Origin of the sequence: Anaerotaenia torta (assembly GCF_050433395.1) — a bacterium.
Classification (GTDB): domain Bacteria; phylum Bacillota; class Clostridia; order Lachnospirales; family Lachnospiraceae; genus Mobilitalea; species Mobilitalea torta.
Map to the genome: position 1 here is coordinate 193,034 of NZ_JBNPXH010000006.1, position 16,516 is coordinate 209,549.

Below are 16,516 nucleotides of genomic sequence, written 5' to 3' on the forward strand. Positions count from 1 at the left end.
ACAATATACAACTGGAGGGAGGTTAGGTGTGAGAATATGTCCAATGTAATTGTAAAAGACAATGAAACATTAGATAGTGCTCTCCGCAGATTCAAAAGAAACTGCGCGAAAGCAGGTATCCAGCAGGAGATCCGTAAAAGGGAGCATTACGAGAAGCCCAGCGTAAGACGTAAGAAGAAGTCTGAAGCGGCAAGAAAACGTAAATATTAAAAATCAGTTTTGCTGGTTTTTAACGAGAAAAAGCTTTGCTTTTTCGAGTCCATATTAAAATTAATATGTATTATGAAAGAAACTTCCGGCAGTAACTGCTGGAAGTTTTTTGTTGTATGGGGAAGTTCTTCCTGTCATGTAGTCTACTTATTCCGCAAATTTCATATATTATGAATGAAAGCCTGCAAAACAGACTTTAGGGAGGAGCGGTCTGATGCAGGCAGGAATGGAGGCGGGATATGAAGGGACGTCTGAAATCATCCCATAAGCAGTTTAAAAAGGATGCAAAAAATACACTTTATGCAGGTCTTCAGCCAAAGAAGAAAGAAAAAAAGGAAGAAAAGCTCTCTTTCACAGAAGAGATATCCAACCGCCTGGGGCTTCCGGCGGATATCCTGGCCGGTGCGCCGATTATTACAGCCACCGGAAGAAATGAATTGTCCATCGAAAATTATAAGGGAATCATTGAATATAACGGCAATTTGATCAAGGTACAAACAAAGCAGTGCAAGGTCTGTATTGAAGGAAAACAGCTGGATATTCTGTATTTTACCGAGGATGAGATGCGGGTTACCGGATACATACACGCCATTTATTATCAATGACGGGGACCGGTCAAAGGACCGGGTATAATTACATAGGATGGCTGTATACGTCCATAGGAGGGGAATTCTATGTTAATGAAGCTGCTTCGCTGGATCAGAGGTATCCTTTGCGTGGAAATCAGCGGAACGGCACCGGAGCGGTTTATCAATCTGTGCTGCAATAAGAAAATATTTATCTGGAACCTGAAGCAGGCGAACACCGGTTACCAGTTCCATATCCTGGCGAAAAATTATAAGAAGCTGAAGCCCATAGCAAGAAAGACAAGAATTGTTCCCAAAATAAAAAGGAAAACCGGTCTGGTCTTCCTGCTCCACCGATACCGCAAGCGTATCGGATTTTTTGCCGGCGTGCTGCTATGCATGGTATTAATCTATATCCTTTCTCTGTTTATATGGGATATCAGCATTCTGGGCGGTTCCAAATATACGCCGGAGGCCATGCTTTATTTTTTGGAAACGAATCACATTCAGACAGGAATACGGAAGAAGCAGGTAAACTGCCAGGAAATTGAGGAAAATATCCGGCTTGCCTATAATGATATCGGGTGGGTATCCGCCGAGATCAGAGGAACCCGGCTGATTATCAAAATTACGGAGACCAATATGCCGGCCCCCGCAAGGGAGGCGCTGGCCCCCAGCCATATGGTAGCCACCAAAGACGCCATTGTGAAGAAGATCATCACCCGATCCGGCACCCCCATGGTGAAGATTGGGGATGTAGTGAAAAAGGGAGACATCCTGGTGTCGGGAATCCTGTCGATTATGAGTGATTTCGATGAGGTTCTGCGAAAGGAACCCACTGTGGCAGATGCGGACATCCGGTGCAGCTCCTATTATGATTATCAGGATGCCTTTTCCATGACCTATATTCATAGGAATTATACGAAAAAAGAGAAAAAGGGCTATTACATCAATCTCTTTGAAAAGAAATTATTTTTATATAATCCTAGTAATTCTTATGCCATGTATGATATAATTGTAAACGAAAAAGCCCTTCATGTGACTGACAGTTTTTACCTTCCCTTTCGGTATGGTACGATTACCACCAGGGAATATGAGGAGGAAAAGCGTAAGTTTGCGGAGGAAGAAGCAATCAGCAGGGCAAGGGAGCGGCTCAACAGATATCTCAACCGGTTAGCGGAAAATGATGTTATAATAAAAGAGAATAATGTAAGAATAACGATAGAAAATAATAAATGTATTGCCAAAGGAAGAATTCTTGTTGAGGAACCGGCATGGGAATATAAGACAATCCTTGAAAATGAGTGGAGGACAGAGACAGCGGATGAGCATAACGGAGACAATCATTGATATACCCGCAGAGCATGAGAAAAATGTATTTGGCGGGTTTGACATTCATGCGAAAATTATTGAGAGAGCCTTTCATGTTACAATCATCGCCAGGAACGGCGAGGTGAAGGTGGTTGGAGCAGGGGAAGAAGTAGCGAAGGCAAAAAGTGTATTTCTGCAGCTTTTGAAATTATCAAAGAGGGGCAACCAGATTACAGAACAGAACGTAAACTATGCCATTTCTCTTTGCCATGAGGATAAGGAGGAGGCAATTGTTGAGATAGACAAGGATTTAATCTGTCATACTATCAGCGGTAAGCCGATTAAGCCCAAGACCCTCGGACAGAAGACCTATGTGGATCAGATCAGAAAAAAGATGATTGTTTTTGGAGTAGGCCCTGCCGGAACCGGTAAGACCTATCTTGCTATGGCCATGGGAATTACGGCCTTCAAAAACGACGAAGTAAATAAAATCATCCTCACCCGCCCCGCCATTGAGGCAGGTGAGAAGCTGGGATTCCTGCCCGGTGATTTGCAGAGCAAGGTGGACCCGTATCTGCGGCCGCTGTATGATGCCCTGTATCAGATTATGGGGCCGGAGACTTATTTGAAGAATGCAGAAAAAGGCCTGATCGAGGTGGCTCCCCTGGCTTACATGAGGGGGCGCACTTTGGAGAATGCCTTTATTATTCTGGACGAGGCGCAGAACACGACGCCGGCCCAGATGAAGATGTTTTTGACCCGTATCGGTTTTGGCTCCAAGGTGGTAATTACCGGTGACCGGACACAGAAGGATCTTCCTGCGGGCCAGAGCTCGGGATTGGATATTGCATTGAAGGTTCTGGGGAAGATGGAGGATATCGGATTCTCCTATCTGACCAGCCAGGATGTTGTGAGACATCCCCTGGTGCAGAAGATCGTCAAGGCGTATGATGCATATGAGGAGAAGCAGCAGCGCCGCGAGAGCCGGTCTTATGACGGCCATGAGAAGCAGCGCAGACGTGAGGGCCGGTCTTATGACGGTAATGAGGATAAGCAGAGAAGACAGACGGCTCATGCTATGTCCGATAAGAAATTTCGACAGGTGAGTTATAAAACCGCAAAGATCAGGGGAAGCCGAGATGGAAGCAGATAAGATAACAGCGGATACAGAAACAGACAAGAATAATGGGATGATAAAAAAGGAAATCCAGGATAGAAGGAATGGTTCTATCCTTATTGCTGTGCTGCCTGTTCTGGCTGTAGCCCTAGTGATTCTATCCGGCTTTCTTCAGGAAATGTCCGGGGCGGAGATTGCCAGAGCTGCGGTTTTGACCGTAATACTGACGGCGGTAGTTGTCTTTTATATCCGGCTGTATGCGGAGACCGTTCTGAATAAGAGATTGGCTAAAACGATAATTGTCCTGAGTTATCTGGGATCCATCGTTCTTCTGATGGCGGTTCCGGGGCCCAGTTTATACAGCCTGTGGATGATCGGCGGGCTGTTGGCGGCCATGCTGCTGGATCACAGGCTGGGATTGATTTTTCACTTCAGCCTGTCCTTTATCCTGGGGATTCTTTATTCGCCGAGGCCGGAGACAATCATTCATATTCTGATCATCGGCGTGATCATGAATCTGCTTTCCGGAGCGCTCAGAAACAGGTCCACCGTGGTTTATGCCGTGATCATTGTGCTGTCTACCAATGTGACCCTGTCCTTTACCATTAATAACTTTGTTTTTGATTCCCGGGAAAGCTATAATTACCTTTACTCCATGTTCAGTATGCTGGCGGTGCTGGCTTCAGCCTTTGTCCTGTGCCTCTTATATGACAGCAGAGAGACCGATGGCCAAGAAGAACTGGCATCCAGGGAAGGAGAGAAGGAGGTGCCGGAACTGCTTCTTGCCGCGTCAGTGGAGGAAGAGTCTGTGCAGCCGGGGCCTGTCTCTGATACCAGCGCCAGCTACGAGGTGCTCTGCTCCCTGGAGAATGAGCTGATGGTGAAGCTGAAGGAGCATTCTGAGGCGCTCTATGAGCATGCTCTCCGGATAGCGGAGATCTCCGGCAGGGCTGCGGGACAGATCGGAGCCGGAGAGCAGCTGGCCTATGCAGGCGGCCTGTATCACGAAATCGGTAAAATAAAAGGAAAGAATTACATAGAGGAGGGACTGGCAATTGCAGAGGAATATGCCTTTCCCAAGGAATTAAAAGCTATTGTAAAAGAGCATAATATCAAGTATGACAGACCGGGCTCCGTAGAGGCCGCCATAGTAATGCTCACAGACAGCGTTGTATCTACCATTGAATATATATCCGGTTCCGGGGAACATAAATATGCACCGGAGAAGATTATTGATAATATATTTCAGATGCGAATGGAAAAAGGAAGTCTTGATCAATCCGGTCTGTCCCTGAGGGACTACAAGCTTCTAAAGGAATTTTATCTGGGGGAGTACCGGAAGAAAGAGAAGGAAGGAACAGACAAAGTCGGAGGGATAAAACCATGACAATACATTTTGATTATGAGGTTGAAGCATCCTTCGATTTTGATTTTGAAGCGATGGGAAGGAGCGTCATTGAGGCCTGTCTGGATTATGCGGACTGTCCTTATGAAACGGAAGTCAGTATCCTGCTGACGGATAATGAACAGATCCGCCAGATTAATAAGGAATTCCGGGGATTGGACGCTCCCACGGATGTGCTGTCCTTTCCCGCAGTGGATTATGAAGAGCCGGGAGATTTCTCGGGGCTGGAGGAAGCATCGGCGGATTATTTTCATCCGGAGACCGGAGAGCTTTTGCTGGGGGACATTGTGATCTCTCTTGACCGCGCCAGGGAACAGGCTGAGGAGTACGGTCATTCCTTACTGAGGGAGCTGGCCTTTTTACTCACTCACAGCATGTTCCACCTTTTTGGTTATGACCATATGGAGGAAGAGGAGCGCCGGGTCATGGAGGACAAGCAGAGGGATGTGCTGGACAAGCTGGAGATACCGCGATAATCTTTGACCTGATAATGACCGTATGATATTGGAAGAAAGGCACGGATGATTTATGAAAAAAATTGTGTATTATTTATTGATCATACTGATCCTGGCGGCAGCCCTGACCGGATGCAAGAAGAACAAGGGGAATGGCGACAGCATAATTCAGGATTATGAAAATCCCTATGATGAAACCGATGTGACACTGACGCCCAGTGCCTCGCCCACCGTTACCGAGGAGGCAGCCGTTCCTACGCCGGAGGAAGCCAATCATGAGGGTGAGATGAGAAGCTATCTCACCGGCCTGTGGGTGCCGGAAGAGATTGGTACAAAACGGCCCTATGCATTTCAGTTCAGCAATTTTAAAACCGTATCCAATCAATGGGGTATCGGTCAGGCGGATATTGTATATGAGTGCATGGTGGAAGGCGGCATCACCCGACTGCTGGGAATCGGAGAGAATTATACCGGGGACAGGCTGGGGTCTACCCGCAGCTCCCGCCATTACTTTGCCAGCATTGCAGATGAATATGATTCCATTTATATTCATTACGGAAAGACCAAATACGCGGTTTCAAAGCTGAAGCAGCTGGGAATTGATAATCTGGACGGAGAGACCGGAATCGGCGGCACCGTATTCTACAGGGATAAGACCATGAAGGCGCCCCACAATGCCTTTGCTTCCCTGAAGGGAATCCTAAAGGGCATTGAGAAAAAGGGCTATGAAACAAAATATGCCGAGGGTTATCAGCCTCATTATTCTTTCTATGAAGAAGATATGGAGCTGGTATCTTCCGAGGAAGTGAAGAAGCTGACCTTGAAATTCTCCTCTTATACAAAACCTTATTTTGAGTATAATGCGGAGAAGAAGCTTTATTACCGTTATCAATTCGGCGGTCCCCATAAGGATTCCCTTACGGGGGAGCAATTAACCTTTAAGAATATTCTGGTTCAATTCGTGAAGGAATGGAATATTGATAAAAACGGTTACCAGACCATGGATCTGGAGGATGCCAGCGGAACCGGATATTATATAACCAATGGCAAGGCGGTGAATATTACCTGGAAGAAGAATGAAGCCAAAAGCTTTATGCGTTATTATAATGAAGCGGGGGAGGAACTGACCATTAATCCGGGCAAGACCTTTATCACCCTGTTTCCCAGGGACCGCACAAAGGATGTAGTTATCGAATAGCCGTATAAACTGGTTTTCACAAGATAAAGGATTATAGTATACCGAGAGAAAGGAGTAGAAACATGTCAGCAAGAAGCAAGAGCAATCATTTTCTGGTACAGGGTAGCATTCTGGCGGCTGCTTCTATCTTAGTCAGAGTAATAGGGCTGCTTTACCGCATTCCCATGGTACGGATTATCGGAAAAGAGGGCATGGGTCTGTACTCCAATGCGTTTGAGGTTTATAATATGGCGCTGATCCTTTCCTCTTACAGCATTCCTCTTGCCGTATCCAAGCTGGTGGCAGTCAGAAGGGTGAAAAAGGAGTACCGGAACTCGTACCGGGTATTCTTAAGCGCGATGCTTTTTGCGGCGGGAATCGGATTGATCGCCACAATGCTTCTCTTCTTCGGGGCGAATACCTTGGCCACCTTATTGTTTGACAGTCCGGATACCGCGTTGCCTCTGAGGGTGCTGGCTCCCACCATATTTGTTTTTTCCGTGATGGGAGTGCTGCGGGGGTTCTATCAGGGGAAGAATACGATGATTCCCACGGCGGTATCCCAGGTACTGGAGCAGCTTGTCAATGCTGCCGTCAGCGTATACGCCTCCTGGGTTTTAATAAAAAATAACAGCGCGTCCCCGAATATGTCTTCTTACGGTGCGGCGGGAGGCACCCTTGGAACCTTTATTGGCGCCTGCATCTCATTGATCTTCCTGATCTTTGTTTTCGCGGTCTATAAACCGGTACTGAACCGGCAGCTGAGGCATGATAACTCATCCCGCCGGGAAAGCTACCAGGAGCTATTCCGTCTGCTGCTGCTGACTATTGCACCCATTATTCTGAGCCAAACGGTGTATCAGATCAGCGGTCTGATCGACAGCTCTCTCTTCGGGCATATCATGAAGAACAAGGTCATTGCGGCTTTTGATCTTCCGGTTCTGATGAAGGAGGGCGCCGTGGCGGGCCAGCTCTACATAGAACGGTTCCGCAACGCGCTGATCGGTATTTACAGCGGAGAATACAGGCTGCTGACCAATGTGCCGGTTGCCATAGCCACCTCCATCGGGGCGGCCATTGTCACCACCGTATCTGCGGATATGGCCAATGGCATGGCGGATTCCATCCGGCATAAGGTACATGCGGCAATTAAGTTCAATATGATCATTGCCATTCCCGCCGCCGTGGGCATGGCAGTTCTGGCATCTCCTTTTATGCTCCTGGTGTTTAATGAGGAGCATCAGCTGGCAGCCAATCTGATGATGCTGGGCTCTGTTTCCATTGTATTCTATGCATATTCGACGGTTTCCTCATCCATCCTGCAGGGCATCGACCAGATGCGGCTGCCGGTAATACATTCCGCCATATCCCTGGGAATCCATGTGCTGCTGGTGTTTCTGCTGCTTTACTTTACACCGCTGAGCACTTACGCTCTGGTAATCGGCAATGTCACCTTTCCCCTGATCGTGAGCATTCTGAATTGGATGGCAATCGGAAGGTATCTGAACTACCGGCAGGAGCTGATGAAAACCTTTCTCATTCCGGCCTTAAGTGCGGCATTGATGGGAGCGGTAACTTATTTTGCCTATCTGGGGCTACGCCTCTGGACCGGGAGCATGGGGCTTTCCACCCTGCTGGCCGTGCTGCTGGCTCTTCTGGTATATTTTACCTCCTTAATCCTGCTGAAGGGAGTAAATGAATCAGAGCTGGGCTTTGTACCAAAGAGCGGGGGAATCATCAGAATACTGAAAAAAATGCGTTTATTATGATTGTTTCATACAAATTACAAATAAAAGAATGGATTAGAGAACAGTTCTGCTCGTTTCTATGTGTTTTTATTGATATGAAATTTATTATATGACACAATTATAGCCAAGGCATTAAGAAAATTGTTGATACTTGATGATACACTGAAAAATATAGGGAGGGGGAGTTACATGAAGAGAAAAGTTGTGGAGTGGATTAAAAGGGTAGTAGTAATTATGTTCATCTTATCTTGTATAAACTTACCTACATATGTGGCAGCTAGGGATGAGGCAGATATGATTGGCAACGCATACAGTGGCACACATTTCTACACTCATGAAACAGAAGAGTATCTTATAAATCCTACAGATAATCTTCTTGAGTTTTCTGAATTATCATATAAAGGAGAAGACACAGGAATGGTTGAAGTTACGGGAGCTTATCTCCTCGATGAAGAGGGTAATATCGACCGTGAGACCTGCGCAGAAAATATTACTATCCCTTCTACAGTTACATGGAATGGTAAAGAATACAAAGTAGTATCAATTGGTGGGCAGGCTTTTCTGTGGAAAAAGGTGTTAAAGAAAATCACATTACCAGATAGCTTAATAAAGATTAAAGGTGATTGTTTTCTAGGCGCAGGTATTACAGAGATAAATATACCTGAAGGAGTAACCACTTTAGGTGGTAAGGCTTTTTATTATACCGATATAGCGGAGATATTTATCCCAAAGAATGTAACAACTATTTCTGAAGGTGCATTAGCAAATTGTCAGTTTTTAAGAAAAATTACAGTCGATAAAGAAAACAAGTACTTTAAAACAGATGAAGATGAAAAAATACTCTATACAAAAGATGGAAAAGAACTACTGCTTGCAATTGCTTCAAGTAATTCTTTCATTGTAGAAGAAGGTGTTGAGGTTATTCGTGCGTATGCTTTTTCGTGTAATTATTTTTCCATTGATTCCGTAAGTAATGGATATTATATTACTAAACTTACATTGCCGAAAACGCTTAAATACTTACGTTCTGTCCCAGACACTTTAGACATAATAGAATTCAAAAGTAAAAATCCTCCGGTAATTGACTGTGTAATTTTATCTGACCCTGTAATTGTACCAAAGGGTGCTGAGAAAGCTTACAGTAAGGTGACCTATAACTTACAAGATATTCTACCGTCTATTGTAAGTTCAGTCAAAACATTAAAGCACAATGAAAAGTTCATTAAGGAAATCCCGCAAAGTGACTTTAATAATAGTTTAAAAAGAGAGATTTCAAAGGATGTCAAGAAGGTAGCACAATCCATAATGAAAAAATACAAAACAGATAGAGATCGTTATATAGCGGTACACCGTTATATAGTCGAAAACTTTACTGAAGACCCGTCCATGTACCTTTATGGTTATGGCAATTCTCAACATTCAACCGCTTCAAAAGTGCTGAAGCACAAAATATTTACAGTGGAAGGTGTTGAAGATTTAAGATCACAATTACTCACTGCATGTAAAATAAAGAACTTAGTCATTCCATATTCTAAAAATGGACGTACCGATAAACAGTATTTATTAAATGTTGCCATTGTCGATGATAAACGTGTACTTTCAGATGTGACTTTTGAGAATGCTTGTTTGACTACATTCAAGGATAGGAAACAGGATCTTGATTTAAGTCATGTCAATGTATTCGGAGGTAATTTTATACCTTTGGAAACTCTTTCTGTGCTAGGTTATAAATTAGGAGAGAAATAATATTAACTTTTGAAATATCTCAGAGAGGTTGATTCGCAATGAATTAATCTCTCTTTTTTGTTTTCACAATGGGGGACGCATAAGTTTGATTTTACAGTTACAGTTAATAAGAATATTATCCTATGAAAGGTAAGATTTGCTTGATGTACCCTGTAGAATAAGCTATACTAATGATATAGATTACGCAAATTATGTTGATAAATGTCGAAATATGCTGGAAATGAGCTGTAATGGAATAAAAGCGATATTGACAGAATGGGGGATCGCATGAAGAAAGAAAAATGGAATTGGAATAAGAAATTTAACCGTTTAAATTTAATGCTTCTGGCAGGTATCTGCCTCATGGCTGCGGCTTTCTCTCTGCACGGCTCTCCATCTGCCAATGCAGAGGAAACCTCTGGCGGGATGCAGGAGCTGGAAGGCAAGCGCATACTTTTCATCAGCTCTTACAGTGAAAGCTTTGTAACCGTACCGGATCAGATTAAAGGCCTGAGCTCGGTGCTGACACCCAAGGGGATCAGCCTGGACATAGAATACATGGACACCAAGAGATTCTCCGGTGAGGAGATTATTGATCGGTTTTATGAGAGTCTGACCTATAAGCTGAAGAAGCTTCCGGTGTATGATGCCATAATTGCAGGAGACGATGCGGCGCTGCAGTTTGCCATGGATTATCAGAAGGAGCTTTTCCCGGAAATACCGATTATCTTCTTTGGCATCAACGATAAAGAGAGGGCTAAGAAAGCGGATGCCAACCCTTACATGGCAGGCGGTGTGGAAGAGACTTCCCTGGTTGAGAATATCGAGCTTGCGCTCCGGTTCAATCCCAAGGCGAAGAGAGTGGTCGGTATTATTGACGGGACCTTGACCGGTCAGGGGGACCGGAAGCAGTTGGAGGATGCCGCTCTGGCTTTTCCGGATCTGGAATTTACCGCCTTTAATGCCTCCGAATGTACCTTTGAAGAGTTCGGCAAGAAGCTGGAAGCCTTGGACAACCATTGCATTATACTGTTTCAGAGCATGAATCAGGACGGTACGGGAGCATATCTGGAGCTGGAGGAACAATTCGCATTTCTGAGGAAGCATACAAAAGTTCCTATATACCGTGCCAGTGTGGGCGGAATAGGAGACGGCCTGCTGGGCGGATGGATGATTGATTATGAGGAGATGGGGAGAGCTGCGGCTGAAATGACCTGCAGGGTATTGTCCGGAACACCGATTCATACCATTGCTCTGCTGGAAGAGACACCCCACTACCATATTTTTGATTACGATATTATACAGAAATACGGGATTGATCAAAAGCTCATACCGGAGGGAGCGGTGTTGTTTAATAAGGAAATCTCCCCTCTGGAACGTTACCGCAAGTTGCTGATTGGTGCCGGGATCGTATTTGTCGTCCTGGCCATATTCACGATTATTCTTTTTATTCAAAATATAAGGTATAGGAAAATGCAAAGGGAGCTCCAGGAGAGTCATGAGCAGCTGGTGTCCACCTATGAGGAATTGACGGCCTCGGAAGAAGAACTCAAGTCCCAGTATGAGAAAATAGAAATTATGGCAAAGCATGATTATCTGACGAATCTGCCAAATCGCCTGCATTTTCTTGAAGAACTGTCACATGAACTGGAAATTGGGTCCTATGGGGTGGTCATGCTCCTTGATATTGATAATTTCAAGGGGATTAATGATACTCTGGGGCATGTATACGGCGACCGGCTCCTGCAGGAGGTGGGAGAACGGCTGTCCGGTCTTCAGGATGACCGGATGTTCTGTGCCCGTTTCGGCGGAGATGAGTTCCTGATTTTAATCAAAGGGATTAAAGAGAAGGAAGAGATTCAGACCTATATTCGAAGTCTGCAGGAGGCATTCGAGGAAGCTTTTGTAATCGATGAAATTGAAAACAGCATTAATTTCAGTATGGGAGTTACCCGCTATCCCAAGGACAGTGACAATCTGGACCAGCTCATTATGAACGTGGATACGGCAATGTATAAGGTAAAGCACAATGGTAAGAATAATTACATCTATTACCAGGAAGAAATGAAGGACGAGATAAAGACAAAGAAGGAGCTGGAGGGACTTCTCCGGCAGGCTCTCCGGGAGGGAGGGTTTTATCTTTGCTATCAGCCCCAATTGGAGGTGGAGACAGGAGAGATTGTCGGTTTTGAGGCATTGGTCCGTCTGAAGGACTGCAATATCAGCCCGGGCATATTTATACCTGTTGCCGAAGAGACGGGACATATTGTCGCGATAGGCCGGTGGGTAGCCGAAGAGGCCATAAGACAGCTGGCGGATTGGAGAAAGAAGGGTTTTGCGGAAAGAGTGATATCCATAAACTTCTCCAGCAAGCAATTAAGGGACAGGGAATACACCTCTTATTTAATGGAATTATTAAAAGCATACGAGGTCTCTCCCAAATCTCTTGAAATTGAAATCACGGAGAGCATTTTCCTGGAAAAGGATATTCAGACCATGGAGTTCCTGGAAGGCTGGAAGGCATCGGGACTGCAGATTGCATTGGACGATTTTGGAACCGGGTATTCTTCTCTGAATTATCTTACCTATATTCCGGTGGACAAGATTAAGCTGGATAAGACCATTAATGATAAATTCCTGCTGCCCGGCAATATGGAAGTTATGAATAGTATCATTTCCCTGGCTCATGGTCTGAAACTGAAGATCACAGCCGAGGGAATTGAGGATTACGATAAATATCTCCGGCTGAGAGAGAGCGGGTGTGATTATATTCAGGGTTACCTGTTCAGCAAGCCTCTCATCGTAGATGAGCTTGAAAAAATATATCATTTGAATTTGTTGGATAAATTAAAGAAGGAGTTAAATTCTGATTTCAATCATTGAATTGTATAAATAAGTAAATTTCGGAGATAATTAAGCCGAAGGAGTGGTTTCATTATGAAGCTAAGAAAGGCGATAATTTATCTCGGAAGCTTTGCTGTATTAAGCATTATGTTCAGTGTCTGCTATTATATGAGCTATTTGCACGCGTTGAAGGATTTTAACCAAAAGGCCATTGAACACAAGGATCAGCTTAGTTTGCTGACCAGGGCGGAAAATCCTATGCCCGGGGCGGAAAATTCTATGCCAGGGGCGGATAAGACTGTGCCAGAGGCGGAAAATCCCACGCCGGGAGCCCAGGATCTCCAGTCTGCGGAAGCAGGCGGGAATACGGAAGCAGTGGAGGTGGACGAGCATTCAGAGGATGCGGTGCTGCCGACAACAAAATACATCCTTGAGGTCTACGATATGAAAACGGATACCGTCAGTACCCAGGAGCTGAATCCGCCCGCATATCTGGTTGGTCTGACCCGGCCCCAGGTGGAGGATTATCTCAGAACCTATATGAGTGATCTGCCCCTGTCGGAATATAATAAGGGCTTGTTTTCTTATGAATTAGTGCGGTTTTCCAAGGCGGAGGTCGTGATTAAAAAGACCTATAATGAGGATTTTGTTCCTTTCCGCTTTTATGTGGTGGTTAAGGACGGCTATGTGGTGGTATACAACAGTGATTTGAAGAGTGTCCATACCTACACGCATATTCTTGCAGCCGATCTGCCGGAAGAGGATCGTATTGCTCTGAGTCTGGGCATCTATGTGAACAGCTTGGATGAGTTGTATTCCCTTCTGGAAAGCTACTCAAGCTAAGGTTGTATGCCATGGCCGCACAAGCATGTTCGTCTATGGCATACAAATCCAATCACATGTCTTCCATACAGTGCATCAGGGGAGCGCCATGCCCTTTGCCCTGCTCACTTCTGAACTGCAACAGGCGAAGGGAATGGGGAAAAACAAAGAAGTGCTTGAAATAATGCCTCCGTTAAAATATAATGAAACAAATATAATTCTGTCACTGGTTCTGTATTTGTTCATGGGAGGCTGTGCGGGTGAAGTATGATATAATCATCGTTGGCGCCGGAGCTTCCGGTCTGACCGCCGCAATTGCGGCAGCCAGGGAGGGAAGTTCGGTGCTTGTGATTGAACACAAGGATAAAGCGGGTAAGAAGATATCTGCAACCGGCAACGGAAAATGCAATTTTACCAATATAGTTCAAAACCCGGATTGTTACCGGTCAGACGACAGTACATTTGCCAGCAGGGTACTGTCTTGTTTTGATGTTCAGAAAACCCTTCGTTTCTTTGATGAATTAGGAATTTATCCAAGGGAGCGGGAGGGTTATTATTATCCCAATTCGGAGCAGGCCGCCAGTGTGGTGCAGGTGCTGCTGATGGAGGGAATACGCCTGGGAGTGGTTTACCGGTACCAGGAAAGGGTGGTTGGGATTAAGAGCAGTAAGAAGGGCGGAGAATATATAGTGTCTACCCTGAGGCTGCCGGAGAAGGAAGATGGCTCCTACCAGTGCCGAAGACTGATTCTTGCGGCCGGGGGCTGTGCTTCCCCTCAGCTTGGCTCGGACGGAAGCGGTTTTCGCCTGGCGGAAAGCCTCGGACATCGGATAATCAAGCCGCTTCCCGCATTGGTACAGCTGAAGTCACCGGACAGATACTGCAAGACTGTATCAGGAGTCCGCACCATAGCGAGGGTGGAAGCCTGCACGCAGAAGGGACGATTGTCCGTGGAGCAGGGGGAAATCATTTTTACGGATTACGGCATCTCCGGCATACCTGTATTTCAAGTCAGCCGCTATATTGCCAGAGCCTTGGATCAGGGAACCGTCTGCTGGCTCCTGTTGGATTTTATGAAAGATCTGCGGGAAGAGGAGCTTAAGGAGAAGCTTAGAATGCGGAGCAGTCAGAATCCTCATAAGACCCTGGAGGAGATGCTGATCGGTCTGCTGAATCATAAATTAAATTACATGCTGCTGAAGGAGGCGGGGCTGGATCCGGCTCTGCCATCTTCCAGGATTACCGGCAGGGAATTGGAAAGGCTGGCGCGGCAGATGAAGCAGCATAGAATGCAGATATGCGGAACCAATTCCTTTGAGCAGGCACAGGTCTGTGCCGGAGGAGTGGATACCGGGGAGGTGGAGGCTGCTACCCTGGAGTCGCGGCTTCACAAAGGGCTGTATCTGACGGGAGAGCTGCTGGATGTGGACGGCACCTGCGGGGGATATAATCTTCAGTGGGCCTGGAGCACCGGGTATCTGGCAGGCAGGGCGGCAGGCAGTATAAAGGAGTGAAGCATATGATTAGAATATCCCAGTTAAAGCTTCCGGTACAGCATCGGGAGGAGGAGGTAAGAGCTGCCGCGGCGAAGGCCTTAAGGCTTCCTCCGGATCGGATCGAGGGCTGTTATATCGTGAAGAAATCCATTGATGCCAGGAAGGACGAGGTGAAATACAGTTATACCGTCGATGTATCCCTTAGGCTTAAGCCGGGGGAGAAGGAAGAGACGATCCTGGAACGCTGCAGAAACAGCAATGTAACCAGGGCAAAGACGGAAAGCTACAGCTTTTCCCCCCAGGGCACGAAGCGGCTTGCCATTCGGCCCGTGGTGGTGGGGACCGGCCCCGCGGGACTGTTTGCCGCTTATCTGCTGGCAAAGCATGGCTACGAGCCCCTGGTTCTGGAGCGGGGCTATGAGGTTGCCAGAAGAGTGGAGGCCGTGGAGCATTTCTGGAGAACCAATGAGTTAAACCCGGAATGCAATGTTCAGTTTGGAGAAGGCGGTGCGGGAACCTTTTCCGACGGTAAGCTGAATACCATGGTGAAGGATGCCCAGGGCCGTTACCGGCTGGTAATGGAGACCTTTGCCGCCTTTGGCGCCCCGCCGGAGATTTTGTACCTGAATAAGCCCCATATCGGCACGGACCGGCTCAGGCTGGTGGTGGAGAATATGAGGAAGGAGATTGTCCGGCTGGGAGGCGAGGTTCGCTTTGGAGCCGCTCTGACGGATCTGGTAATTGAAGCCGAGGAGCTGAAGGCAATTGAAGTCAATCACGGGGAGCTGCTTCCCTGCCAGGTGCTGGTGCCGGCCATCGGGCACAGTGCCAGGGATACCTTTCTTATGCTCCGGCAGCGGGGATTGGAGCTTTCCCCCAAGGCGTTTGCTTTGGGCCTTCGGATTGAGCATAAGCAGAGTCTCATCAATGAAGCCCAGTATGGAGGGGCCTCTGTCCATCTGCCGGCTGCGGACTACAAGCTGACCCATCAGACCGGGAGCGGACGGGGCGTGTATTCCTTCTGTATGTGTCCGGGCGGCTTTGTGGTAAATGCATCCTCGGAGCAGGGGCATCTTGCCGTGAATGGCATGAGCAACTACCGCCGTGACGAGGCCAATGCCAACAGTGCCATTGTGGTGACGGTGCAGCCGGAGGACTTCGGCACATCAGATCCCCTGGGGGGAATTGCATTTCAGCGGAGCTGGGAGCAGGCGGCCTATGAGGCGGGCGGGGGACAGGTGCCGGTACAATTGCTGGGGGATCTGTTCCGTGACCGGGCAAGCGTCACCATCGGCGGCATTGCTCCGAATATTAAGGGGGCTTACCGGCTGACGAACCTGGCCCGGTGCCTGCCTCCGGCAGTCATCGCTTCCATTAAGGAAGGAATTCTGGCCTTTGACCGGAAGATTCGCGGCTTTGCCAGTGAAGAGGCAGTGCTGGCGGGAGTGGAAAGCAGAACCTCTTCTCCGGTACGGATTCATCGGGATGAGAATTATGAAGCTAATATAAAAGGCATCTATCCCTGCGGGGAGGGGGCCGGCTACGCGGGCGGCATTACCTCGGCGGCGATAGACGGAATTAAGATATTTGAAGCCATAGCAGGCAGATACAGCAGAAAAACGACTAATTAATCCGGAGGA

General features: G+C 46.8%; 12 protein-coding genes and 1 pseudogene. All 13 read left to right on the plus strand.

Features of this window, described 5'->3' with window-relative positions:
- The first annotated feature begins 36 nt into the window (after nucleotides 1-36).
- Complete coding sequence (gene rpsU, locus HNQ56_RS11750) at nucleotides 37-210, plus strand: 30S ribosomal protein S21 (RefSeq protein WP_228352766.1); 174 nt, start codon at nucleotides 37-39, stop codon at nucleotides 208-210.
- Between the two features lie 239 nt (nucleotides 211-449).
- The gene (locus tag HNQ56_RS11755) at nucleotides 450-815 is read left to right on the plus strand and encodes a YabP/YqfC family sporulation protein (protein WP_429146103.1); all 366 of its coding nucleotides are present in this window, start codon (nucleotides 450-452) and stop codon (nucleotides 813-815) included.
- Nucleotides 816-884: 69 nt separating this feature from the next.
- Nucleotides 885-2,126, plus strand: coding sequence for a sporulation protein YqfD (yqfD, locus tag HNQ56_RS11760; protein ID WP_429146106.1), 1,242 nt, complete (start codon nucleotides 885-887; stop codon nucleotides 2,124-2,126).
- Nucleotides 2,101-3,054: pseudogene (locus HNQ56_RS11765) on the plus strand (PhoH family protein); the annotation flags it as partial. The gene yqfD and the pseudogene HNQ56_RS11765, both read left to right, overlap by 26 nt.
- 172 nt (nucleotides 3,055-3,226) lie before the next feature.
- Nucleotides 3,227-4,591, plus strand: coding sequence for an HD domain-containing protein (locus HNQ56_RS11770; protein ID WP_429146109.1), 1,365 nt, complete (start codon nucleotides 3,227-3,229; stop codon nucleotides 4,589-4,591).
- Nucleotides 4,588-5,085 carry an rRNA maturation RNase YbeY gene (ybeY, locus tag HNQ56_RS11775; RefSeq protein ID WP_429146111.1) on the plus strand — a complete coding sequence of 166 codons (498 nt, stop codon included), beginning with the start codon at nucleotides 4,588-4,590 and terminating at the stop codon, nucleotides 5,083-5,085. The genes HNQ56_RS11770 and ybeY overlap by 4 nt, the downstream gene beginning before the upstream one ends.
- Before the next feature lie 52 nt (nucleotides 5,086-5,137).
- Nucleotides 5,138-6,262 carry a DUF3048 domain-containing protein gene (locus tag HNQ56_RS11780; RefSeq protein ID WP_429146113.1) on the plus strand — a complete coding sequence of 375 codons (1,125 nt, stop codon included), beginning with the start codon at nucleotides 5,138-5,140 and terminating at the stop codon, nucleotides 6,260-6,262.
- Between the two features lie 62 nt (nucleotides 6,263-6,324).
- Nucleotides 6,325-8,010, plus strand: a complete 1,686-nt coding sequence (locus HNQ56_RS11785; RefSeq protein WP_429146116.1) for a putative polysaccharide biosynthesis protein — start codon at nucleotides 6,325-6,327, stop codon at nucleotides 8,008-8,010.
- Between the two features lie 168 nt (nucleotides 8,011-8,178).
- On the plus strand, nucleotides 8,179-9,735 hold the full coding sequence (locus HNQ56_RS11790; protein WP_429146119.1) for a leucine-rich repeat domain-containing protein: 1,557 nt from the start codon (nucleotides 8,179-8,181) through the stop codon (nucleotides 9,733-9,735).
- Between the two features lie 267 nt (nucleotides 9,736-10,002).
- Nucleotides 10,003-12,597 (plus strand): EAL domain-containing protein, encoded by a 2,595-nt coding sequence (locus HNQ56_RS11795; protein ID WP_429146122.1) that lies wholly within the window; start codon nucleotides 10,003-10,005, stop codon nucleotides 12,595-12,597.
- Between the two features lie 54 nt (nucleotides 12,598-12,651).
- Nucleotides 12,652-13,401: a BofC C-terminal domain-containing protein gene (locus HNQ56_RS11800; RefSeq protein WP_429146124.1), complete on the plus strand. Its 750-nt coding sequence runs from the start codon at nucleotides 12,652-12,654 to the stop codon at nucleotides 13,399-13,401.
- Nucleotides 13,402-13,640: 239 nt separating this feature from the next.
- Nucleotides 13,641-14,894, plus strand: coding sequence for a BaiN/RdsA family NAD(P)/FAD-dependent oxidoreductase (locus HNQ56_RS11805; protein ID WP_429146127.1), 1,254 nt, complete (start codon nucleotides 13,641-13,643; stop codon nucleotides 14,892-14,894).
- 5 nt (nucleotides 14,895-14,899) lie between these two features.
- The gene (locus tag HNQ56_RS11810) at nucleotides 14,900-16,507 is read left to right on the plus strand and encodes an NAD(P)/FAD-dependent oxidoreductase (protein WP_429146129.1); all 1,608 of its coding nucleotides are present in this window, start codon (nucleotides 14,900-14,902) and stop codon (nucleotides 16,505-16,507) included.
- The last annotated feature ends 9 nt before the right edge of the window (nucleotides 16,508-16,516 follow it).